General features: G+C 57.7%; 22 protein-coding genes. 8 read left to right on the top strand and 14 right to left on the bottom strand.

The window, feature by feature from the left end; genetic code table 11:
• Positions 1–193 precede the first annotated feature (193 nt).
• Positions 194–1,552: an S-layer homology domain-containing protein gene (locus tag Q4P78_RS02710; RefSeq protein WP_303338774.1), complete on the bottom strand. Its 1,359-nt coding sequence runs from the start codon at positions 1,550–1,552 to the stop codon at positions 194–196.
• A gap of 681 nt (positions 1,553–2,233) precedes the next feature.
• On the opposite strand from Q4P78_RS02710, the gene Q4P78_RS02705 reads away from it, so the two are divergent.
• A complete protein-coding gene (locus tag Q4P78_RS02705; protein ID WP_303338773.1) occupies positions 2,234–3,772 on the top strand; it encodes an aminopeptidase P family protein in 1,539 nt (512 codons plus the stop codon).
• A gap of 131 nt (positions 3,773–3,903) precedes the next feature.
• Here Q4P78_RS02705 and Q4P78_RS02700 read toward each other — a convergent pair whose 3' ends face one another.
• Positions 3,904–4,728, bottom strand: coding sequence for a general stress protein (locus Q4P78_RS02700; protein ID WP_303338772.1), 825 nt, complete (start codon positions 4,726–4,728; stop codon positions 3,904–3,906).
• A gap of 117 nt (positions 4,729–4,845) precedes the next feature.
• Between Q4P78_RS02700 and Q4P78_RS02695 the strand changes: the two genes are divergently transcribed.
• The 3 genes from Q4P78_RS02695 (at position 4,846) to Q4P78_RS02685 (ending at position 8,152) form a co-directional block, all read left to right on the top strand.
• Complete coding sequence (locus Q4P78_RS02695) at positions 4,846–6,168, top strand: CBS domain-containing protein (protein ID WP_303338771.1); 1,323 nt, start codon at positions 4,846–4,848, stop codon at positions 6,166–6,168.
• A 73-nt stretch (positions 6,169–6,241) separates the two neighbouring features.
• Positions 6,242–7,003, top strand: coding sequence for a DUF1003 domain-containing protein (locus Q4P78_RS02690; RefSeq protein ID WP_368660889.1), 762 nt, complete (start codon positions 6,242–6,244; stop codon positions 7,001–7,003).
• Complete coding sequence (locus Q4P78_RS02685; protein ID WP_303338770.1) at positions 7,004–8,152, top strand: P-loop NTPase; 1,149 nt, start codon at positions 7,004–7,006, stop codon at positions 8,150–8,152.
• Positions 8,153–8,229: 77 nt separating this feature from the next.
• Here Q4P78_RS02685 and Q4P78_RS02680 read toward each other — a convergent pair whose 3' ends face one another.
• The 5 genes from Q4P78_RS02680 to dapE form a co-directional block, all read right to left on the bottom strand.
• The gene (locus Q4P78_RS02680; RefSeq protein ID WP_303338769.1) at positions 8,230–9,651 is read right to left on the bottom strand and encodes a hypothetical protein; all 1,422 of its coding nucleotides are present in this window, start codon (positions 9,649–9,651) and stop codon (positions 8,230–8,232) included.
• Positions 9,652–9,775: 124 nt separating this feature from the next.
• A complete protein-coding gene (locus Q4P78_RS02675; protein WP_303338768.1) occupies positions 9,776–10,135 on the bottom strand; it encodes a Sec-independent protein translocase TatB in 360 nt (119 codons plus the stop codon).
• A 159-nt stretch (positions 10,136–10,294) separates the two neighbouring features.
• Positions 10,295–11,644 carry a hypothetical protein gene (locus Q4P78_RS02670; RefSeq protein ID WP_303338767.1) on the bottom strand — a complete coding sequence of 450 codons (1,350 nt, stop codon included), beginning with the start codon at positions 11,642–11,644 and terminating at the stop codon, positions 10,295–10,297.
• Positions 11,644–11,904, bottom strand: a complete 261-nt coding sequence (locus tag Q4P78_RS02665) for a hypothetical protein (RefSeq protein ID WP_303338766.1) — start codon at positions 11,902–11,904, stop codon at positions 11,644–11,646. Before Q4P78_RS02665 ends, Q4P78_RS02670 begins: the two co-directional genes overlap by 1 nt.
• Positions 11,905–13,038 (bottom strand): succinyl-diaminopimelate desuccinylase, encoded by a 1,134-nt coding sequence (gene dapE, locus Q4P78_RS02660; protein ID WP_303338765.1) that lies wholly within the window; start codon positions 13,036–13,038, stop codon positions 11,905–11,907. It abuts the gene before it with no gap.
• Positions 13,039–13,125: 87 nt separating this feature from the next.
• Here dapE and dapD point away from each other — a divergent pair, with 87 nt between their 5' ends.
• Complete coding sequence (gene dapD, locus Q4P78_RS02655) at positions 13,126–14,082, top strand: 2,3,4,5-tetrahydropyridine-2,6-dicarboxylate N-succinyltransferase (RefSeq protein WP_303338764.1); 957 nt, start codon at positions 13,126–13,128, stop codon at positions 14,080–14,082.
• Between the two features lie 98 nt (positions 14,083–14,180).
• Entirely contained in the window at positions 14,181–15,194 is a 1,014-nt protein-coding gene (galE, locus tag Q4P78_RS02650; protein WP_303338763.1) for a UDP-glucose 4-epimerase GalE, read from the top strand.
• A 91-nt stretch (positions 15,195–15,285) separates the two neighbouring features.
• On the opposite strand, the gene Q4P78_RS02645 is transcribed toward galE, so the two are convergent.
• From Q4P78_RS02645 to Q4P78_RS02630, 4 genes are all read right to left on the bottom strand, one after another.
• Positions 15,286–16,221 carry an amino acid ABC transporter permease gene (locus tag Q4P78_RS02645; RefSeq protein WP_303338762.1) on the bottom strand — a complete coding sequence of 312 codons (936 nt, stop codon included), beginning with the start codon at positions 16,219–16,221 and terminating at the stop codon, positions 15,286–15,288.
• The gene (locus Q4P78_RS02640) at positions 16,218–16,901 is read right to left on the bottom strand and encodes an amino acid ABC transporter permease (RefSeq protein WP_303338761.1); all 684 of its coding nucleotides are present in this window, start codon (positions 16,899–16,901) and stop codon (positions 16,218–16,220) included. The genes Q4P78_RS02645 and Q4P78_RS02640 overlap by 4 nt, the downstream gene beginning before the upstream one ends.
• Positions 16,902–16,915: 14 nt before the next feature.
• Positions 16,916–17,734: a glutamate ABC transporter substrate-binding protein gene (locus tag Q4P78_RS02635; RefSeq protein ID WP_303338861.1), complete on the bottom strand. Its 819-nt coding sequence runs from the start codon at positions 17,732–17,734 to the stop codon at positions 16,916–16,918.
• Positions 17,735–17,801: 67 nt separating this feature from the next.
• Positions 17,802–18,545, bottom strand: coding sequence for an amino acid ABC transporter ATP-binding protein (locus tag Q4P78_RS02630; protein WP_303338760.1), 744 nt, complete (start codon positions 18,543–18,545; stop codon positions 17,802–17,804).
• 388 nt (positions 18,546–18,933) lie between these two features.
• Here Q4P78_RS02630 and Q4P78_RS02625 point away from each other — a divergent pair, with 388 nt between their 5' ends.
• Together Q4P78_RS02625 and Q4P78_RS02620 are read left to right on the top strand one after the other, a co-directional pair.
• On the top strand, positions 18,934–19,107 hold the full coding sequence (locus Q4P78_RS02625; protein WP_303338759.1) for a hypothetical protein: 174 nt from the start codon (positions 18,934–18,936) through the stop codon (positions 19,105–19,107).
• 3 nt (positions 19,108–19,110) lie between these two features.
• A complete protein-coding gene (locus tag Q4P78_RS02620; RefSeq protein ID WP_303338758.1) occupies positions 19,111–19,734 on the top strand; it encodes a Fic family protein in 624 nt (207 codons plus the stop codon).
• 78 nt (positions 19,735–19,812) lie between these two features.
• Here Q4P78_RS02620 and dapC read toward each other — a convergent pair whose 3' ends face one another.
• The 3 genes from dapC to Q4P78_RS02605 all read right to left on the bottom strand — a co-directional run bounded on the left by dapC (position 19,813) and on the right by Q4P78_RS02605 (position 23,205).
• Positions 19,813–20,952, bottom strand: a complete 1,140-nt coding sequence (gene dapC / locus Q4P78_RS02615; RefSeq protein WP_303338757.1) for a succinyldiaminopimelate transaminase — start codon at positions 20,950–20,952, stop codon at positions 19,813–19,815.
• A 234-nt stretch (positions 20,953–21,186) separates the two neighbouring features.
• Positions 21,187–21,504: a ferredoxin gene (gene fdxA, locus Q4P78_RS02610; protein WP_303338756.1), complete on the bottom strand. Its 318-nt coding sequence runs from the start codon at positions 21,502–21,504 to the stop codon at positions 21,187–21,189.
• Positions 21,505–21,876: 372 nt separating this feature from the next.
• A complete protein-coding gene (locus Q4P78_RS02605; protein WP_303338755.1) occupies positions 21,877–23,205 on the bottom strand; it encodes a PIG-L family deacetylase in 1,329 nt (442 codons plus the stop codon).
• Positions 23,206–23,311: the final 106 nt, after the last annotated feature.

The raw sequence follows: 23,311 nt of genomic DNA, 5'->3' as shown, positions 1-23,311 counted from the left end.
ATAATCCAAGCCTATAGGGGTATTCTGCGCCCGCGGGCACCGGTCATAGCCGTATCCTGTGCCCAGGTGTAAGAATAGTGCGCAAGAATACCGAGGCAGGTACCCGCCGGATGCGTCGGCGAATCCCAAGCCCCACGCAAAGGCAGCGGTGCGCTCAGGGCATCCGCTACCTTCATTCTGTGTGTACAGAAGATTAGAGCAGACCCTGAACCGTGTTGAAACGGTAAAGGAATGCTGCCATGGCATCACGGTGGGTGGTCTCGCCGGGGCGGAAAGTGCCATCAGCCCAACCGGTGGTAATACCCTGCTGAGCGAACCAGGAGATTTCCTTGTAGAAGGGGTTGGATGCGTTCACGTCGCTAAAGTGCTGGCTTGCGGCATGTGCGGGCGAGCCGGCAAAGCGGTAGAAGAACGCTGCCATTGCTTCGCGGCTAATACCCTCGTGCGGACGGAAGGTACCGTCGGACCAGCCGGTGGTAATACCCTGCTGGTGCATCCACACGATTTCCTTGTACGCCGGGTGGGTGGTGGGCACATCCGAGAAGGGGGAGGTCGCCGGCAGGGAGACAGCGGGAGAACCGGCCATACGGTAGAGGTAGGATGCAACCTGCGCACGGTTCACATTCGCCAGGGGACGGAAGGTGCGATCGGCGAAACCGGTCATCACGCGCTTATCGGAGTTCCAGCTGATCTCGGAGTAGAAGGCGTTGCCCGCAACATCGCTGTAGCCTGCTGCGAAGCGCTTACCGGCAGTATCCAGGGACTGGGCGAGGATATGGGGCAGATCGTAGTCTGCGTGAGACAGGCCGGGGATGAGCTTGAGCTGGGTGTTGAAGCCCGCCGCTGCATACTGACGCTGACCGCTTTCGCTGGCTGCGCGTGCACTCCAGGTGGGCGGGTTGGTGCCGGAAACGTCCTTATCACCGACCCACCAGTACATGGGAGCCTGCTTGATGTTCTGGGGTGCTACGGTCTGCTGGCCGTTGGTTTCGCCGCCGGCCACCAGAATGGAACCGCCGCCGCTGCGCCAGGTACCCTGGCGGTCTGCATTGACCTCAAAGCCGATGAACTCAGCGCCGCCGGAGTAACCCATGGTCCATGCCTGGGAGGGGTCAATACCGTAGGACTGGATAAAGTTCTGAGCGAAGGCGCGGAAGAAGTCGCCATTGCCGTCCAGATCTTCCCACCAGGTAATACCGTCGCCACCGGCGTTCTTGTCCGGGGAGATGACGGGCACAAAGACCATATTGCGCGCATTGGCAATACGACCCATTGCAGGCAGCATGCCTTCATTCGGAGAGTGAATCTTGGACTGGTCATTGGACCAGTAGTCACCGTCGAAGTAGAAGACAACACCGACCGGGCGGGACCAGTCAATACCGTTTGCGTAAACGTGGTACTGGCTGCTGTAGCCATTGGGTGCGGTGAAGTTCTGATAGGTTGCGCTACCTACGGATGCGTGCGCTGCGGGAGCAGTGAAGGTTCCGCCAACAACTGCGGGTACGGCGAGGGCTGCGAGGGTGCCTGCACGCCAAGTGGTCTTGGTGGCCATGATGTGAAAATCCTTTGATGTGAATAAGGAGGTGTTTCTACCAACGAGTCTGTTTGAAGTGAGTGAATGATGATTTCTATATCCCCGCGCCTACCGGGTGTACGGGAAGAGATATCGGTGATGGCAAGAAACATCTGTATCCAAAAGTAACAGGTGTTTTAGGCTCTCCCAACCATTTTTTACATTTCCCCAGAAATACTACCCTAAAGTATTGGTTAAGGGTTAAAGTTATCAAAGCTTAGAGTATAGATTTAACGTTAAGGTTTAAGCAAGTTCTCAGATCTGAAAGATAGTTGAATTTACAAGGTCTTTGGTGGTTCGCATGTAAATTTTTACCCTCTTATTAGACACTTATAGGTTGAAGGTTTAGATTTACTACATGATTTATTTTAGTGACTATCATCACACTCTAGGGATTCATGCAGTGTCATCTATATTAGATTAATAGTGATTTATATATAATCTTATCATTTGATGTATTTTAATATGTTTACACGCATGAAAAACGGGCTCATTTTAGCCCTTCCGACATAATATAGCCAGACATATATACCGATATCCGAGTGACACAGCCTATGATTGCAAGATTCAGAGCCTCAGCAGAGAAAAGTTTTGCGCCACTACTTACCCTCATGTGCGTGCCACCAAGCACAGATGCAGAACACTAGCTAAAATGGAACTATGACTGAAGAAAAGAACACTCAGAGCACTGAAGCTCCTAAGGACACTGACCACCGAGACACCCCGAAGGCAAGCGCCTTTAAGGAATTCATGGGCGCCAACTGGGCACCCATGGACGACTCTCACTACGAGCGTGAAGCTGTCGCCGACTACGCCGCAGCACGCCGCGCGAAGATCTCCCAGCTCTTCCCCGGCGAGCGCCTGGTCATCCCCGCAGGCCCCCTGAAGGTCCGCTCCAATGACTGCGACTACCGCTTCCGTCCCCACTCGGCATTCGCGCACCAGACCGGTCTGGGACTGGATCACGAACCCGACGCTGTACTGGTCTACGAGCCCGTTGAACCCGGCGCCGGTGACAACGGTTCCAACCACGAGGTCACTCTCTACTTCCGTCCTCTGGCAGGTCGCGATACCGACCAGTTCTACGCGGATGCACGCTACGGTGAATTCTGGGTTGGCCCGCGCCCGACCCTGAACGAATTCGCACAGCGTTTCGGCCTGCGCACCAAGAACCTCTCCGAACTGGAAGTAGCCATCACCAAGAACGCGGGCACCACCGCACTGGGCGGCGTGAACATCCGCCTGGTACGCGATGTTGACCTCTCCGTAGATGCCCTGGTGGACACCTCCCGCTACAACACCGGTGTGGCGCTGGAAGAAGCAGATAAGCTGGACTCCGAGCTGGCAGTTGCCCTCTCTGAGGCGCGCATTATTAAGGACGCCATCGAGATTGAGAACCTGCAGCGCTCGGTCGATATGACCGTCAAGGGCTTCGAAGAGGTTGTGCGCAACCTGCCCAAGGCTGTGGCACACCGCCGCGGCGAGCGCGTGGTGGAGGGATCCTTCTTCACCGTGGCACGCGCCGAGGGTAACGACCTGGGCTACGACACCATTGCTGCCTGCGGTAATAACGCAACCGTGCTGCATTGGATCCGCAATAACGGCACCGTGGACGAGGGCAAGCTGCTGCTGCTGGACGCAGGTGTTGAGGACGATACTCTCTACACCGCAGACGTCACCCGCACCATGCCCGTGAACGGCAAGTTCTCCCCCATCCAGGCAAAGCTCTACCAGGCTGTTCTGGACGCTGCCGATGCTGCTTTCAAGGTAGCTGTGCCGGGTCGTAAGTTCCACGAGATTCACACCGCCGCTATGGAAGTGCTGGCTGCACGTCTGGAAGAGTGGGGTCTGCTGCCGGTGTCCGCTGAAGTTTCCCTGAGCGTTGAGGGCGGTCAGCACCGCCGCTGGATGCCTCACGGTACCAGCCACCACCTGGGTCTGGATGTTCACGACTGCGCTAAGGCAAAGGCTGAGCTGTACACCGGCGCAACCCTGGAGCCGGGCATGGTCTTCACCATTGAGCCGGGTCTGTACTTCAAGGAAGAGGACACCTCCATCCCCGAGGAGTACCGCGGTATCGGTATCCGTCTGGAAGACGATGTGCTCTGCACCGAGGACGGCAATGTGAATATGTCTGCCGCTCTGCCGCGCACCATTGAGGAAATCGAGTCCTGGATGGAGCGCGTGCAGAACTCCTAAGTGAGTTCCGCTAGCGCATTGGCGCTCTAGAGTAAAAGCCCCCGAGATAATTCTCGGGGGCTTTTACTCTATCCGGTATAGCGTACGTTGTAGCGAATCTAGTCCGCTGGGTAGCTAGTCTCGCTACAGATCTAGTCTCGCTTGGGTGCCCGGCGAATGGTCTTGGCGTATTCTTCCGGGTCGTCAATGCGCAGACCGTAACGCTGAGCCGGCTTGGACTCTTCTGCCGGTGCACTCTGAGTTGCAGAAGCTGTCTGTGCTTCGGGGACGTCCTCCGCAACAGATGCTACAGCCGGTGCCTGCACGAGAGCCGGTTCCTGTGCGGGGGCTGCAGTCTGGGACTGAACTATAAACTGAGATACCGGAGCCGCGGGAGCTGCAGGCGCGGGTGCAGAGCTAGAAGCAGAACCCGCATTCACCAGGTGCGAGCGCAGAGGTGAGGAACCCAGAATAGAACGGGCGGGGCCAGCATGACCGCGCAGAGCATAGAGGTGCACGCGGCTGGGAATATTCTCTGCAACCATATGAATACTACCGCTGCCCTGGCGGCGGGTTGCCATACGCAGGGAGAGCAGAGCCCAGGCGAAGAAAATCACCACGGCAAGACCCACATTCTTAATCAGGGTCAGCATAATATCTCCGCTCAAATCCCCCAGCAGGGTATAAATACAACCAATGACCGCGCCCATGACCACATTGGAGATAATCACGCGGCTATAGGGTCTCGGCGCGGGGTACTCAACCTGCTGAATACCCTCATTAATCACGTAAAGAGCCGAGACGGGGTAGCCCTGAGCGTTAAGATACTCCAGCGCCTCACGGGTTTTCTGGCGGCTACCAAAGCTTGCGATGAGCTCGCCATCGGGCAGAGGCTTGCCCGCAGCTTGCGCCTGGCGGGCGGCAAAAAGCGAGGAGGGAGCGGGGTTTTCGGGAGTGTATACCGGCTGATTTGTCATGTGTTCTATTGTACGCGGAGCCTTCCTGCCTGTCCCGGCGGGTGAGGGTGTTCTTCTATGAGCTGTGAGCTGAGGCGAAAAAGTGCAGTTTTTGCCCCCGAGGCGTACTCTTTAAAGGTGAGTAATTCCAAGTCAAGTGCCCCCAGCAAAATTTATATTGCCCGTCTGCTCGGTCTGGACGTTTTCGACCCCTTTGGTGATCGTCTAGGTCGTTTGCGTGATGTTGTTGTGCTTAAACGTGGTTTCACCCGCGGTCCGGAAGCCAACCGCCGCGGCAATGAGCCCATTGTCGTCGGTATTATTATCGAGGTTCTGGGCAAGAAACGCGTCTTTATGCCCATGACCCGCGTGCGCAGTATTGACGCCTCACAGATTATTTCCACCGGCCTGGTAAACCTGCGCCGTTTTGAACAGCGTAACTCTGAGGCGCTCATCGTCGCCGAAATTTTCGACCGCCGTGTACGTCTGCTCGACGGCTCGGGCGACGCTATTATTGAAGACGTCGCCATTGAACAGCGCCGCAATGGCGACTGGGGCGTCACCGAGCTCTTCGTGGCTCGCGATAATGGTGCATCCAGCTCCTGGCGCCGCCGCTCCAAGGAAACCCTGATCGTCGACTGGCACGAGGCGGTCCTGGCCACCGAACTGGAGCCTCAGGCGGCAACCGCCTTTGTGGCAAGCCACGAAAACGCTAAGCCCGCCGACCTGGCGGACGCCATCCACGAGATGAGCGATAAGCGCATGCTCGAAATCGCGCGCGAATTGCAGGATGAGCGCCTGGCAGACGTGCTGCAGGAGCTACCCGAAGAAGACCAGGTACAGATCCTCTCCCACCTGGAAGATGAACGCGCGGCGCAGGTTCTGGAAGAAATGGAACCGGACGACGCCGCCGACCTGCTGATCGAGCTGCCCGATGCTCAGCGTGAAAAGCTGCTGCAAATGATGGAGCCCGATGAAGCGGAGGATGTGCGCCGACTGCTCGAATACGATGAGGGTACCGCCGGTTCGCTCATGAACCCCGTACCCATTATTCTCTCCCCCGAAGCCACGGTTGCCGAAGCGCTGGCGCATATTCGCGCTGAAGAGATTTCCCCCGCGATGGCGGCGGCGGTGCTGGTCACCCGCCCGCCCCTGGAGACCCCCACGGGTCGATACCTGGGCATGGTGCATATGCAGCAGCTGCTGCGCGTGCCGCCCAGCGAATCCATCGGTCATATTCTGGACACCGACACTGAACCGGTCTCTGATCAGGCGAGCCTGGAAGAGCTGGCGCGCGTGCTTGCGACCTATGACCTGACCATTATCCCCATTGTTAATGACTCGCACCGCCTGGTGGGCGCAGTGACCATTGACGATGTGCTCGATGCGCTACTTCCCGAAGACTGGCGCACAAATGACGACGGAACCCCGGTACGAAAGGTAGGACGACGCTTTGGCTGAGCAGAATAACCGTACCACCCCCGCCCAGCGCGGCGAAGAAAACGCACGCGGCGACCGTACCGATAAGGCGCGCATCCTCAAAGACCGTCTGGAGAAGAAGTACGCCGAGCGCCGCGAGCGCGATAACCGCTCCCGTACCGATTCTCAGCTGGCAACCCCGACCGGTCGTCGCTCCCGCAAGTTCTTTAGCTACAACCCGAACCCGGATGCTTTCGGCCGTATGACCGAGGGTTTCGCCCGCTATATGGGTACCCCGCAGTTCTTGATGTGGATGACCATTTTCTGTGGTGTGTGGCTGGCGTGGAACTCCCTGGCGCCCGAGGAGATGCAATTCGACCCGCGCAGCCTGAACTTTACCCTGCTGACCCTCATGCTCTCCCTGCAGGCATCCTACGCAGCTCCCCTGCTGCTGCTGGCGCAGAACCGTCAGGATGACCGCGACCGCGTGGTGGCTGCCGAAGACCGCAAGCGCGATCAGCAGAACCTGGAGGAGACCCAGTATCTGACCCGCGAGATTGCCTCCCTGCGTATTGCGTTGCGCGAGGTTGCGACCCGTGACTTTGTGCGTAGCGAGCTGCGCGATATTCTCGAGGAGCTGCAGAGCATTAGCCAGGAGCAGGAGCGCCATTCCGAACAACTGCAGGATATTAGTGAGGATATTGAGGAGCTGGAAGAGGCCATTGACGAGGTAGCCGAGGCTGCCGAGGGCGCCGATTCCGAGGAGAGCACCGCGGTGGATCCGGCGGAGTATGTGGAGCACCGCGATTCCGCTGCTGCCGATACCGCCGAGGCTGATCATGCTGCACTGTCCACCCCGAAGCCTCGGGAGGCGTAAGTGACTGATTCTCAGGCTCTGCTGCGCGCTCTGGATGCTGTGATCGATCCGGAGCTACGCCGACCCATTACCGAACTGAATATGGTTGAGCGCGCCGAGATTATTGGATCTAGAGCCCATATTTCGGTGCTGCTGACCATTGAGGGCTGCCCTCTGAAAAACACCATTGAGCAGCAGGTGCGCGATGCCGCCCTGGGCGTTGAGGGTGTTGAACAGGTTGAGATCGCTGTGGGCGCCATGAACGCCCAGCAGCGCACCGCGCTCAAGGACCAGCTCAAGCCTGCCCGCGTGAACCCCTTTGTGCAGCCCGGCTCTCTAACCCGTGTTTTTGCAGTGGTCTCGGGCAAGGGCGGCGTGGGCAAGTCCTCCATGACCGCGAATTTAGCGGCAGCTTTTGCCTCCCGCGGTCTGTCGGTGGGCATTATTGATGCCGATGTACACGGCTTTTCCATTCCGGGTCTGCTGGGTATTAAGGAAGCGCCCACGCGCCTGGAGGATCTCATTCTGCCTCCCACGGTGGATATTCCCGCCACGGCGTTGGAGGCCGGGGCGAACCCCGCGGGCTTTATTCGCGTGATTTCCATTGGCATGTTCTTGAAGGGCAATGAGCCGGTGGCGTGGCGCGGCCCCATGCTGCACCGCGCCCTGGAACAGTTCATTATGGATGTGCATTTTGGCGCCCTGGATGTGCTGCTGCTGGATCTGCCTCCCGGTACCGGTGATATTGCAATTTCTATGGCTCAGCTGCTGCCCAACGCTGAGCTGGTGTTGGTTTCTACCCCGCAGCTGGCGGCGGTGGATGTTGCCGAGCGCGCCGGTACCCTGAGTCTGCAGACCGAGCAGAAGGTTGCCGGTGTGGTGGAGAATATGGCGGCTATGACTCTGCCCGATGGTACCGTTATGGAGCTTTTCGGTTCCGGTGGCGGTCAGATGCTCTCTGAGCGTTTGAGCGCGGCTTTGGAGTATGAGGTGCCTCTGCTGGGTTCTGTACCCCTGGATATGGCTCTACGCTCTGGAGGCGATGCGGGTGTGCCGGTGGTCTGGGCGGCTCCTTCCTCCCCCACCTCGCAGGCTATTGTCTCCATTGCCGATATGCTCTGGCGCTCCGGTCCGTCCCGTGCCGGTAGGCTGCTTAATATCAATCTCTAAATATCACCCTTTAAAGGTTGAAAACTCAAAGGCTCCCCGAAAGATTTCGGGGAGCCTTTGATATGACCTCAACGAGTTTAGGGAGTTAGCCAGTCGCTCTCATAATTGCGATGCCACAGCCAACCAACCCACACCAGCTGTGAGTAGAGGCCAAAACCCAGCAGAGCCAAGCGCCATGTACGAGAAGCACTATAGGAGACCAAGAGCAAAGCCAGGGGGAAGAGCGGCAACAGAATACGGAACGTGGAGGTGTGCGGGTACCAGAAAATCGCCAGATAGCCCGCGTAGACCGCACACCACAGGATCAGCAGCGGGTGCAGGGCGTAGCGCGTGCTCGGATGAGCCAGCCACAGGGCGTAACCAATAAAGAGCGCAATAACCAGCACAGGGCCGGCGACACCTGCATACTCCCAGCCCTGGTGAAACCACTGTACGAAAATATCCAGCCCGGAGTCTGCCGGTCGGTCAGTCCACGCCATTTCCGTCTCGGCGTAGGCGCGCGGGCGGCCGGTCACCACGGCTGCGGCAATGGGCTGAATAAAGGCAAAGGAGCAAATCAGCAGAGCCGACACTAGCTGAGAGATGCGGGAGAGTAGAGCGGGTATCCATACGCGGCTCTGCCCGGCGTCCAGACGCAGGGCGCGCTCACGCAACACGCAATACACCCACCAGAGCCCGGCAAGAGCGCCCAGGGGCACACCAATCGGGCGGGAAGTCGCTGCAGCAAGAGCTACGGGAACCGCCAGCCAATAGCGGTCGTGTGCCAGCAGCAGACACACTCCCAGCAGAGCCGCGATGGTGAAGCTTTCGGCGTAGCCGGTATTGAAAATGGGCGAGGTAGCGCAGGTACCGTAAATAACTACTGTCCACAGGGCGGTGCGATGGTGCGCATCCTGTGTGTCGGCGCGGGTATCAAAGACACCATCGGAGCGGTAGCGTAGAGAGCCCAGGCTGATTTTATAGAGCAGCCACGCCAGCACAAAGCTCGAGATCAGGCTAATAATAATCGCGCAGGCCTCGTACATGAGCCCGGTGATTGACGAGAGCCCGCCGGACATCCAGGAATACAGCGGGTAAAAAGCCCAGGCATTATGTTTCGCCACGCCCTCGGGGGTGAATTCAATAACGCTCGGGTAGCCCTGCTGCCAAACCTTACGGTACCATTCGGCGTCCCACCAGCTCAGGTAGTCAAAGCCGGTGGTTCCGGGGTTGACGGTGCGCTGTTGAATGCTCACCCACTGGAAAATCACCTGGGCAATAATACGAGTCACAGCCCAAAGAATGAGCACCTGAGCCAGCGCGCTTTTAGATAGCAGCCAGGTTTTGGCGCGATGGCCAATATTCCAGGCGAGCAGGCTGGTGCGAGCGCTCGCGCGTTCCAACATTGAGGTGCGCTCCGGCTGAGAACCGGGGTCGTGGCTAAGCTCGCGCGGGTTATAGAGCGCGTTGCGTGCGGGTTTTGGGGTGGTTTCGGGTACACCGGTGGAGGTTGATGCCATGACTATGATTTTACCGTGTGTGCCGAGCGCGCGGGTGCTGTCCCTCTTCTATCCCCCCAGCCCGATAAGAGATAGGGCATAGAAAAACTCCCCGGCATGTACACCGGGGAGTCTTATCAAAGATTTAGGTGGCTTCGCTATCAAAGGGGGCGTAGGCGCCTGCCGGAAGCTTACGGCGTGCTGCGCGTTCTGCTTCTTCCTTTGCCTTGCGTTCTGCCTCTTCAGCTTCGCGGGCGCGTTCGGCATCGTCTTCATCAAATGCCTGCTTGACGATGACGCGAGGGTCATACTGGCGAGGGTCATACTGACGCCAGTTAATGTCTTGCATGCCGGTATCGCCCAGGGCGTCTTTGAATTCATCCTTGGCGTCGAATGCCATACGACGCAGGGTTTTAATCCATTCGCGTGCCTGTCGGGCGTAAATGGGCATGCGTTCGGGGCCAATCACGAAGAACGTGATGACCGCAAGGATAAGGAACTCCATACCGCTAATACCAAACACAAAATCTAGAGTATCAGCATTTACCCTCTGTGCGTGAACCGAGAGGGAATTTTTTAGCTAATTCTCAGAGAGCAAACACGCGCGCCCCACCCGATTCGGGCGAGGCGCGCGTGCACTATTGTATGCTGTGTGGACCCGGGTTTAGGGCGGATAGTCGCCGCCGGTGGGCAGCTGCTTCCAATGCCAGAGCCAGCCAACCCAGCCTGCTCCCGCGGCGGCTCCAAAGAGTACCAGAGCCATCCTATAGGCGCGGGAGGCACTGAGCGCCATCACCGGCAGCGCCATGACAAAGAGAGGCAGCAGCAGGCGAAAGGTGGAGCTCTGCGGGTTCAAAAAAATCAGCAGATAGAGCACATAGCAGCCGGCGAAGAGGTTAAGCACCGGGTGCAGCACCGAGCGCACAACGGGGCTGAACGACCAGATAGCATAGCCAATCACCAGGGCAATGAGCAGAGGCAGTCCCCACTCCCCCAGGTAGGCGCGGGATTGGTGGATCCAGGGTTCAAAGGGCGCCAGGTGCTTACCTCGCCAGGCGGTTTCCGTGGCGGTGTAGGCGTCGACACGCCCGGTGCGTATCCATGCGATCGCGGGCCAGAGCAGTGCCGCAGCGCATATACCCAGAGCCGAGAGCAGCTGGGGCAGGCTGGAGGCAATCACCGCTCCGGTCTTTTTCCGCTGTGCGGTTTCTACGCGAGCATTGGCGCGGAGCTTCAGCCATAGAGATAGTGCCCACCACAGCCCGGCAGCGGCGCCCAGGGGCACACCGATCGGGCGGGAAAGGCATGCAATAATAGCCCAGAGCACGGCTCGTCCGTAGGCGCCTCGCACCAATGCCAACAGGGTGGCGGCCAAAAAGAGTAGACCGGTCGCCTCGGCATAGGGAACCTGCAGCACCGGGGCAATGGGTAGGAAAGCAACCAGCGCAACACCCCAAAGGGCTAGGGTTCGGGCGTGCTGGGCGCTCTCTTCGCGAGCGCTCTGTATTTTCTTCTCTGTGCTCGGCTCTTTAGAACTCTTAGCCGAGTGTTCACGTGCATGTGATAGGAGCAGCACAGAGCTTTCAAAGAGATAATAAATCACCACAGCTGCTACAAAACCACTACCCAAAGCCACGAGCGAAGCAGCAGGGTAATAGCTCAGCCCCGTCACGCGACTGAGCGTATCCGCAAGATAGGGAAAGACCGGGTAAAAAGCCCAGGGGTTCTCCATGACCGCGCCGCTATAGTCCACCGGCAGCACATCCGGGTAGCCGGTGCGGGCAATCTGTTCATACCAGCCGGCGTCCCAGGTGGAAATAAAATCCTGGTAGCCCAGCGGCCCTCCCCAAGGGCCGGCAAGCTGCTGTTTACCCACGGCGCTAAAGACCGCGAAATCCCAGAGGCGACTTGCGCTGTAGATTGCTAGAACGAGTATCCAGGCGGGCAGATTCAAAAATTCATGCGCTCTATCCCGCACCCAGACATAGGTGCGGGTATAGAAAGAATCGAGCATTAGCTCTTATCCCCCGCTTCCTGCGGGTTTTCAGCTACATCTTCAGAATCACTGTCCTCAGAGGCAGCTTCTTCAGAGCTATCCTTAGCCTCAGCTACAAGAGTTTGGGGCTTGGCATCATCAGCAATACCGGTACCGTCGGCGGCAATGTATTCCAGTACGGGGCGGAAGGGCACCAGACGATCGCTACTCACAGCAATCCACGCCAGGGCGGCACCCAACAGCAGGATGACGGCAATCAGAGTAAAAATCAGGCTCATTTAGTCCTCCTCATCGTTATCGCTCAGCAGCCAGGAACGAAGATCGGCGTGGCAGCGGGTCAATTCGCTAAAGCTTACGTGCTCATTATCGGTGTGCGCCAGCAGAGCATCTCCAGGGCCGAAATTCACAGCGGGAATACCGATTTCGGATAGGCGCGCCACATCGGTCCAGCCGTATTTGGGTTTGGGTTCCTGACCGACCGAGGCAATGAGGGAGGCAGCCAGGGGCGTATCCAGGCCGGGGCGTGCCGCCGGGGAAAGATCCACAAAGTCCAGGTCGTAGCCGGCAAAGAGCTCTTCCATATGGGCGCACGCCACCTCCAGGCTCTTAGAGGGTGCAAAACGGTAGTTCACATGCAGGCTGGCGCTATCGGGAATCACATTGCCCGCCACGCCGCCGAATGCCTGCACAGCGTTTAGGCCCTCGCGGTAGACCAGTCCCTCCACCTCGTGACTTGCCGGCTCGTATTCGGAGAGAATACGCAGTGCCTCGGCGAGCTTGTGAATTGCGTTCTCGCCCCTCCAAGCGCGTGCCGAGTGCGCCGCCAGGCCGGTGGTGCGGATATAAAAACGCATGGTGCCATTGCAGCCGCCTTCAATGGTGCCGTCGGTGGGTTCGAGCAGCACGCCGAAAGAAGCGTCCTTAATCTTCTCGGGGTGGTTGCGGATCAACCGGCCCAGGCCGGACTTTTCGCTGGCAACCTCTTCGTTATCGTAGAAGATATAGGTCAGGTTGTAGTCGGTGTCGCGTTCGGTCAGCTCAGCGGCAAGTTTAAGCTGCACCGCCACGCCGCCCTTCATATCGGTGGCGCCCCGACCGTACAGAATGGTACCTTCTTCTTCCTCGCGCACGGTGGCGGGCACGGTACCCAGGGAGCCGGGGACAGTGGGCAGGGGTACGGTGTCCAGGTGTCCTGCAAGAATAATACGGGTGCGTTCCTGACCGTTGACGGGGCCGAATTCGGTGCGGGCGATCAGGGAGTCGCCATCGCGGGTTAGGTGCAGGTGAGGGTAGGCGCTCAGTGCCTGCTCTACGGCATCGGCGAGGTTCTTTTCATTGCCGCTGACGGATTCAATGTCCAGCAGGGCGCGGGTCAGTTCAGGCATGGAGACGCGAAGGTCAAGGCTGCTCATGCGTTCTTTCTCTCTATCGGGCATACTCCCTTTAACTTTATCCCATTCTCGCCGGCGTATCCGGGTGTATCACGGTACACTAGTAGCATGTCTGAAAATACCGTACGTTACGCCTCGGGCGTTGCTCTTGTGAATATTGTGGCTGCCGGTGAACACGCCGGTACCGTGTTGGACGCATGGTTCCCCGCTCCGGCGCTGAGCTACCACCCCGATCTGTCCATTGCCGACGATCTGGAAGACCTTGTTGCTTCCTACCCGGAGCGCAATGCACGCACCGAGGTGCGCTCGGTGGTTATCGACCTGGATAAGGCACCTGAGGATGCATTGGACGCATACCTGCGCCTGCATCTGCTCTCCCACACCCTGGTTCGCCCCAATGATCTGAATCTTGAGGGTCTGTTCGGTCAGCTCGCTAATGTTGCATGGACCAACCGTGGCCCGGTGCTGGCTGCCGAGTTCAACCGCCTGGCAATCGGTCTGCGCAAGCTGGGTCATGTGAGCGTCTCCCACGTGGATAAGTTCCCGCGCATGGTGGATTATGTGGTCCCCGCTGGCGTGCGTATTGGTGACGGCGATCGCCTGCGCCTGGGCGCTCACCTGGCGTCCGGTACCACCGTGATGCACGAGGGTTTCGTGAACTTCAATGCCGGTACCCTGGGCGCTTCCATGGTGGAGGGTCGTATTTCTCAGGGTGTTATTGTGGGCGACGGATCCGATATTGGTGGTGGCGCGTCCACCATGGGCACTCTCTCCGGTGGCGGTACCGAGCGTGTGGCTATTGGCGAGCGTTCCCTGCTGGGTGCTGAGTCCGGTATTGGTATTGCTATTGGTGATGACTGCGTGGTTGAGGCTGGTCTGTACGTGACCGCTGGTTCCCGAGTGAGCGTGCTGCTGCCCGGCGAGGAGCCGCGCGTGGTCAAGGCTGCTGAGCTTTCGGGCGTGTCGAACCTGCTCTTCCGCCGTCATTCGGTGTCTGGCGCTATTGAGGTTCTGCCTCGCGCGACCAATACTGTGGAGCTGAACGAGGCTCTTCACGCTAACTAAGTTTTTCTCCTCCGCCGCGCTATTGTTCATGCGGTGCGACAGGGAGCTATTGTCCTTCACGAGAATTATCGTCTTCCGGCGATGGATTAGGAGTTGATATGAAGATTTTGGTGACCGGCGGTGCCGGTTATATTGGTTCACACACCGTGCTGCAGCTGCTTGAGGCTGGTCACGATGTTGTTGTGATGGATAACCTGGCGAACTCTTCCGAGATCGCTCTGGAGCGCGTGGCTGAGCTTGCCGGTCGCGCCCCGGAGTTCCACAAGGTGGATTTGCTGGATGCTGAGGGCATGAAGGAGCTTTTCCGTCAGGTTCGTCCCGAGGCTGTGATTCATTTTGCGGGTCTGAAGGCTGTGGGCGAGTCCGCGGAGAAGCCCTTATGGTACTACCAGACGAACGTTGCCGGTACTCTGAACCTGCTCTACGCGATGGACGAGGTAGATTGCCGCACGATCGTCTTCTCTTCCTCCGCTACCGTGTACGGCGAGCCCGAGTCCATGCCTCTGGTTGAGAAGATCAATATGGACGCTCAGTCTTGCTATGGCCGCACCAAGGAGCATATTGAGGATATGCTCGTTGACCTGGCTGCATCCGATTCGCGCTGGAATATTGCTCTGCTGCGTTACTTCAATCCGGTGGGCGCTCACGAGTCCGGTCGTATTGGTGAGGATCCGGCGGGTATCCCGAACAACCTGGTGCCCTTCATTGCGCAGGTTGCTGTGGGTCGCCGCGAGCACCTGAATGTCTTCGGTAATGATTACCCGACCGTTGACGGCACCGGCGTGCGCGATTACATTCACGTGGTTGACCTGGCGGATGGTCACCTGAAGGCTCTGGATTTCATTGCCTCCAAGGGTGGTCTGCACACCTGGAACCTGGGTACCGGTAATGGCTACTCCGTGCTGGAGGTGCTGCACGCTTTTGAGCGCGCTGCCGGTAAGGAACTGCCCTATCAGATTGTGGCTCGTCGCCCCGGTGACGTTGCGGTCTCTTATGCTGATCCTTCCGCTGCTCTGGCTGATCTGGGGTGGAGCGCTACCCGCGATATTGACACCATGGTGCGCGATCACTGGAATTGGCAGAAGTCCAACCCCAATGGTTACAACGGCTAATAGCTAGCACATAGACTAAAGAATCCGGCGGTCTTGAACGATAGGTTCAAGACCGCCGGATTCTTCTATAGTCGGCTCAGCCACCAGGCAGCTACTTGCGGTGTCCGGGCAGAACGAACATCTGCATGGTCGGCGGGTTCGGATCATCCACCTCACCGGGCAGATGGTGCAGCTTCTTCTTCGGGGCGCTGGTGCGCGAAGACATGAAGGTAGACAGCCATCCTGCAAGGGAGGTCAGCGAGAAGTTCACAATAATAAAGACGATCGCAGCCAACAGCAGGGTCTGCAGCACATTACCGTCACCGGAACCAATACGACGAGCCGATGCCAGCAGCTCCGGGTAGGAGATAATGTAGCCTAGAGCGGTGTCTTTGAGGATCACCACGAACTGGCTCAGCAGAGCGGGCATCATGGCGTTCATTGCCTGCGGAATCAAAATGGAACGCAGGGTCTGGCCGGGGGTTAGGCCGATTGCAAGACCCGCCTCGCCCTGACCGCGGGGCAGCTGCTTAACACCCGAGCGCAGCAGCTCGGCAATCACCGAACCGTTGTACAGGGTTAGACCGGCAACTACAGCGATAAAGGGCAACTGGCTGGGGCTAAAGGCACTGAATTTGCCCAGGAAGAGCCAGAAGAAAATCATCATCATCAGCACGGGTACGGCGCGGAAGAATTCCACGACCACGGTGCCGAACCAGCGGATAATCTTCGATTGAGCCAGTCGAGCCATACCGAAAATCGTACCGAAAATAATGGAGGTAATCACCGAGATGGCTGCCGCGCTCAGGGTGGAGACCAGACCGGGCAGGTAGTAGGCGCTCCAGGCTTTGGCAGTGAATAGGTCGGTCCATTTCTCCGCCTCAAGCTGGCCCTTGGCGCCCATGACCGAGAGGACATAGACCATAAAGAGTGCCAGCAGGGCGATAGCGCCCAGGTTGAACCAGCGGGTCAGTGCGCGGGTGCGCGGGCCGGGTGCATCAAAGAGCACGCTGGTGCTGGTATCGGATGAGGCTGTGAAGAGTTTCATCGTTTCACCGCCAATTTACGGGAGAATCGGGTGGTTGCTACGCCCAGGGGCACCACAATAATCACAAAGCCCATGGCGAAGATAAAGAAGATCGCCAGAACCATATTCGGGTCGAACTCAATCATGGATTTCATCAGACCGGAGGACTCCGCCACGGAGGCTACGGTTGCCACAGTCGTGTTCTTTGCCAGTGCGATCAGGGTGTTACCCAGCGGGGTAATGGAGCCGCGCAGTGCCTGGGGGAAGATAATCAGGCGGGCGCTGGCGAAGAAGCCCAGACCGATAGCGCGGGCAGCTTCTGCCTGGCCGACGGGTACGGTGTTCACGCCGCTTCGAATTGCCTCGCAGACAAAGGCCGCGTGATAGAAAGCGAGCACGAAGACCGCGTAGACAAAGAAGTTCGTCTCGAAATTGGTTGAGAAGGAGAGCTGGAATTGGGTCCAGACACCCAGAATTGCCAGGGTCATCAGAATGGTCAGCGGGGTGTTACGCACGGTGTGCACATAGGCAGTGCCCACAAATCGTAGGGAGGGCACGGGGCTAATGCGCATGAGCGCCAGCACGGAGCCGAGCACAAAGGCGCCAAGTCCCGCCCAGAAGGTCAGCTGAATATTGACCCAGAACGCGCCGAGCACATCGTATTTGGTAAAGAGCGCACCGAGTTGGTCAAAGAAGTTCATTATGTTCTCCTTTTCTAGGCGCAGCCGCCGGTGGGCTTGGGCGGGTTCTTGGAGGCATCGTAGCTGTAGCCGGTGCCGGCGGTGTTTTTCTCCACGAGTTTCTGCCAGGTGCCGTCTTCTACCATCTCGTTAATGGCTTTGTTAATGGCTTCGCATTTATCGCTTCCCTTGGGCAGACCCACACCGTATTTTTCGGTGGTGAAGGTTTTACCAACCAGCTTGAGCTTGCCACGATTGGCTTTGGTGGAGGCAAGACCGGCGAGAATAATATCGTCGGTGGTGACTGCATCTACCACGCCACCGTTGAGGGCGACCACGCAATCGGAGTAGCTATTTTGATTGACCAGGTTCACCTGCTTGGCGAATTTATCCTGAATCTTTTTGGCGCTGGTGGAGCCGGTGACCGAGCAAAGGTTCTTGCCGTTGAGGGTGTCGGGGCCGGTGATATCTTTTTCATCGGCGCGCACCAGCAGATCCTGGCCGGCTACATAGTAGGGTCCGGCAAAGTCAATGGTCTTTTTGCGGCTATCGGTAATGGAGTAGGTCGCAAAGATCATGTCTACCTGGCCGTTGGCGAGCATGTTCTCGCGGTTGGCGCTGGGAGATTCGACGAATTCGATTTGGTTTTCGGAGTATCCGAGTTTCTTGGCGACGTAGCGGGCTACGTCCACGTCGAATCCGGTGAATTCTTTGCCGTCTTGGTATCCCATGCCGGGCTGGTCGTATTTAATGCCGATGCGGATTTTATGTCCGCTATCGCTGCTGGAGCAGCCGGTCAGGGACAGGCTCAGTCCCAGGCAGGCGATGAGCGGTAGGCTCAGGGCGCGGCGCATCCTATGCGATGTGCCTGCGCGGCGTGTGAAGAGTTTCATCCTTGTATCTCTTTTCTGCCGGTATGGGTTAGTGGTCGAGGATCTTGGCGAGGAAGTCCTTGGCACGTGCGCTTTGGGGCGAGGTGAAGAAGGTTTCGGGGTCGGTTTCTTCAACGATTTCCCCGTCGGCGAGGAAGACGATGCGGTCGGCTGCCTTGCGAGCGAAGCCCATTTCGTGGGTCACGACGATCATGGTCATGCCTTCCTTAGCGAGAGAGACCATGGTGTCAAGCACTTCGTTAACCATTTCGGGGTCCAGTGCACTGGTGGGTTCGTCAAAAAGCAGCACCTTGGGCTTCATGGCGAGCGCACGGGCGATGGCTACGCGCTGCTGCTGACCGCCCGAGAGCTGAGCGGGCATTTTGTGGGCTTGGGAGTCCACGCCAACTTTGCGCAGCAGCGCCATGGCTTCTTCTTCAGCCTGGGATTTGGACAGTCCGCGAACTTTGCGCGGTCCGAGGGTCACATTGTCCAGGATGGAGCGGTGGGCGAAGAGGTTGAAGGATTGGAAGACCATGCCGACTTCGGCGCGCAGGCGGGCGAGTTCTTTGCCTTCTTGGGGTAGTTCTTTGCCGTCGATGGTGATGGATCCGCTGGAGATGGTTTCCAGGCGGTTGATGGTGCGGCAGAGGGTTGATTTTCCGGATCCGGAGGGGCCGAGCAGGATAATGACTTCGCCGGCTCCGACGGAGAGGTTGATGTTTTTGAGCACGTGGTGCTCGCCGAAGAATTTGTTGACATCGCGCAGCTGCACGAGTGCGGAAGTGCTCATGGTGTTCTCCTTCGTTGGGTGTAGTACCGTGTAGCGTGCTCTGTATCTGGGCGCGTACCGCCGTGGATACGCGTGCCTACACAGAGCCAGCCCATATGATGTACATCTATGAACTAGGTAACACTATACACCCAATATGCACCCGCAAGGGAAAATATGTCAAAGAATCCCCAAAATATTACAGAAACATACCCATCACTTGCATTGCTATACATGTCATGCAATACTAGAAACAGTGTCTCATATCACTTACCGACCGAGGTTTGTCACAGGAATGAGTATCGCAGGTACTGCCCGACTCCCAGGCTCTCTCTCTCTCTCTCTCTCTCTCTCTCTCTCCCCCCCCCTTGCTACACTAGAGGTTGAAATAACCTACGCAAGGAGAACCATGACTTTAGATATCAACCGGGACAACCTGACGATTATGGGTGTGCCTTTTAAGTCTCCGTCGACTTTTCAGAGCGTGTGGTATGTGGTCAGCAGCAGCATGATTGAGGGCTGGCAGCCCACTCCGGAGGACATCCTCGAACTCCGCTCATTCGCTGAAGATATTGGCGTATAGATCATGTCACAAAACCACTACGCTACATATAACTATGAGGATCCCGACTTCCGATACACATATCCCCATAGTGAGACCTTGCGTAATATGTTTGAGGAGCACGATAGCACCAAACTCTCGCTTCTTGAAAACAGAGCTTTCAACAGGCAAGCTCTCTTACTGCTCAAAACTCCTATTATTGTGCATACTATGGATGATGTTCGAGCAATCCACCGTTTCCTCTTCTATGGTGTTTATCCATGGGCAGGTGAATATAGGAATGTTAATATCTCCAAGAACAACGACGTTTTTATGCTTTACCAGGCTTTTGAGCGAGGTGAGTCCTATATGAATTCGCTCTTCGATGCTTATCATTCTTCCGCTCTGTCCACCGCTGAGGTCATTTCCCATCTGGCACGCATCCTGGATTCCCTGAATTATTTCCATCCCTTCCGAGAGGGAAATGGCAGAACTCAGCGCGAAGTGTTGAGAGTACTCGCTCTCGCTAAAGGCTATGACTGCACCATTCGGCTTGATGTTGATTCCAGCAGCTATGATCTCTACATGCAGGGAACTATCAATAGCGATATTGTAAAGCTTGAAGAGCTTATCCGACTATTCTTAACTCCCCTCGACAGAGAGGACTGAGCATAAAACTGGGGTGGTGTTTTTCTGAATTTCAGATAAAACACCACCCCATTATTAGTTACAGAGAGTCGCCTCCGATTACGCAGCGCTAGCGTGCAGGCGGGAGGCAGCCGCATCAATCGCCTCATCGGTGGCGGTAATAGCCAGGCGCACATAACCCTCGCCAGCCTCACCGTAGAATACGCCGGGGCCGCAAATAATACCCAGCTTCGCCAGGCGCTCCACAGACTCCCAGGTGCTCTCACCGAAGCTCGTCCACAGGTACAGACCCGCCTCAGAGCCCTCAATACGACCACCGGCAGCCTGGATTGCAGCAACCAGCTTTTCGCGGCGCGCACGGTACAGATCCTTCTGCACCTGCACATGCTCATCATCACCCAGAGCCACGCGCAGAGCGTTCTGCACGGGGAAAGGCACAATCATACCGGCATGCTTGCGGGAGTTCACCAGATTCTTCATAATCTGAGCATCGCCCGCGATAAAGGAAGCGCGGTAACCGGCAAGATTCGACTGCTTGGACAGGGAGTAGACCGCCAGCACCTTATCGAAGCTATCGCCACACACGCGAGCATCCAGAATCGACGGCACGGGCTTACCGCCCTGAGCTTCATCCCAGTCACCCCAGCCGAGCTCTGCATAGCATTCATCGCTTGCCACCACGGCACCCAGGGAGCGAGCATCCGCCACCAGAGCGGCGAGTTCCTCAACATCGCGCACAATACCGTTCGGGTTTGCCGGGGAGTTCACCCACACCAGGCGCACACGCGAGCGAACATCCTCGCTCAGCTCCGCCAGAGAGTCAGCGGCCACGAAATCAGCACCGGCAAGACGCGCACCGATCTCATAGGTCGGGTAGGCAATTGTGGGGTAGACAACCACATCGCCGGCACGCAGCCCCAGCAGGAAGGGCAGCCACGCCACGAGCTCCTTGGAGCCCACGGTGGGCATCACCTGGGCTACGTCCAGGCCGTGCACATTGCGGCGGCGTGCAAACCAGTCAACAATTGCCTGGCGCAATTCCACGGTGCCGTGAGTGAGCGGGTAGCCGTGAGCGTCAGAGGCTTCCGCCAGGGCGTCACGAATGAGCTGCGGGGTGGGGTCAACGGGGGTGCCGATGGATAAATCGGCCACGCCTCCGGGGTGCTCAGCGGCGAGCTTGCGGTAGGGTGCCAGGGTATCCCAGGGGTAGTCGGGCAGATCGAGGCCATATTCGTGCATTGTGTTCCTCCGTGTGTCTATGCCGTATCTTTGGGCGCGACCGAGCTAGTAGTACTCCCCCATTGTACCCGGCGTGCATTCCCCACCCTCGAGCCGACTACACATCCCCGCGCGCTAAAAGCCTTATACGCCGAAAACCTCATAGACCGAGCATAAAAGCAAACACCCCGCATAAAAGGGTGCGGGGTGTTTGGCGAGCAGGCTCGCGAAGTATTTCAGAAAATGCGTAACGTATTAGCCGCGCGGGGGCAGTGCCTCAATAAAGGGAACATCCTTGCCGGTCGGGCCGAGCTTAGCGGCGCCACCGGGGGAGCCCAGATCATCGAAGAAGTCAGCATTGGCGCTAATGTATTCGCTCCACTCTTCGGGAACGTCATCTTCATAGTAGATAGCTTCAACGGGGCAGACCGGTTCGCAGGCGCCGCAGTCAACGCATTCATCGGGGTGAATGTACAGGGTGCGGTCGCCCTCGTAGATGCAGTCAACGGGGCATTCTTCAACGCATGCGCGATCCTTGACGTCTACACAGGGCAGAGCGATGACGTAGGTCATGAGCTTGTAGCTACCTTTCTGAAAAATTTCCTGACGCGCGCACCGGGTGGGTGCTGAATGCGGTGCCGCTTGTGGCGTGTGCGCCCGCTGTTCATCATGCGTCAGATGTTTAAGCCAGGTTCCATTTTATCCCCGGAATGAGCGAAGAGAATATTATAGTGACCTAAGAAATACTGTCACCACTGTGGGTTCGGGGCGATTTTTAGGCAAGACTATCCTGTTTTATAAAAGCATTTTCCCTAGTCAGAGAGTTTTTCTTTGAGTCTTAGCTACCTAAAATGAGCTTTGTCACAGAACGGGGCGTTCAGTGACAATCCGTCACCAAACGCCCCATTTACGAGATAAGCTCAGATTTTTATCCGCTATATACAGCTACTTACGACCCCGACGAGCACGCTCATGCATGGCCCTGGGACCGTAAAACTCTGCATCCTTCGGCGCCCGACGACGAGCCCACAGATAAGCAACCAGCGCAGACATAGGAGCCAGGAAATACCACCAGGTACCCACCTGACCGATATACACATCCGGGTTCACCAACACAAAGGGCGAATCCGCGCGGCCATAAGCAAGCCAGTGCACCGTAGCCGCCGCAATACCACCGGTCACCAGAGCACCAAAGGGACGATGATGAGATAAAGCAGTCCACAAGCTGGCGCTGAGCACAGTCAGCACGCCCAATGCCAGACCCACAGGAATCGGAGTATCCCCCGCATAGATAACCCAGGCATGATAGATAGAACCAGCAACACCGGCAAGCACACCCAGAATCACACCCACCAGGCTCGTGCTAATCCAGCCAGCAGGTTCCGGGGCGCTAGGCACCAGACGGCGCGCATCCCCGGTAAGTACACGATAGGTCTCAACAGCCGAGATTTTCTGAGGAACCTTATTGGAGTACTCAAAGCTCTTCGGACCGGTAATAACCAGCTGGGTGGCGTGGGCGCGCATCGCCTCACGCTTAGCGGCGCCATCCCCGTAGACCGCCGCCTGGGTACGGGTATCTTTCTCAGGCTCGGCGGAGCTATCCAATCCCCAGACCAGCACGGGTTCAGCCGGGGTGCCCTGCAGCAACTGCACGGCGCGCATAACGATGTCGTGCACGCGGCGGTGATCGGGGTGGCCGTAACCGCCGTCGGCGTCATAGGTGATAACCGCATCGGGGCGAATAGCCTCAATAGCGGCAGCCACGGCAGCAGCCTGAGGTTCCAGAGGCTGGGCAGTCAGAGAATCAGCAGCGGCACGCTCATTGGGCACGGGAGTACCAGCAGGACCCCACGCCATACCGGAGTCGCGGTATACGCTCAGGGCACCGGGAGCCACGGCAGGTTCCTGCCCCAGGAAGAATTGCTGCTTGACGCCCAACACCCGGCAGGCAGCCGCCAGTTCCTTTTCACGGTAGGCGCCCAGCGCCTCGCCATTATCGGTATTGCCGGGCTTGCCCACCTCCAGATGCTGCAGCTCTTCGGGGATAACCTCACCCATTTCGCCGCGGGTTGCAGTCAGCAGATACACTTCCGCACCCGCGGAGGCGTAGTAGGCCATAGCGGCACCGGTAGAGGAAGATTCGTCATCGGGATGCGCGTGCACAAAAAGCAGGCGCGCACCCTTGGGGCTATACCCATTGGGCAGCAGCTCGCGCAGAGAATCGCGCGCAATATATTCGCCCTGGCTCGGGTAGGTGGGCGTGGATTCGGACATGCTGCACCGCCTGTACTTGATTGGGGATGGGTACTCTTCTTATCTTACATGGCGTGAGCTTATAAAGGTGCACCCCGTGCGGGTGCCGTTCACACAGCACCCGCAC

The organism is Rothia sp. (in: high G+C Gram-positive bacteria), assembly GCF_030540545.1.
Classification (GTDB): domain Bacteria; phylum Actinomycetota; class Actinomycetes; order Actinomycetales; family Micrococcaceae; genus Rothia.
The sequence above is the reverse complement of the archived record's forward strand: the minus strand, read 5'-3'. Positions and strand labels throughout refer to the sequence as shown.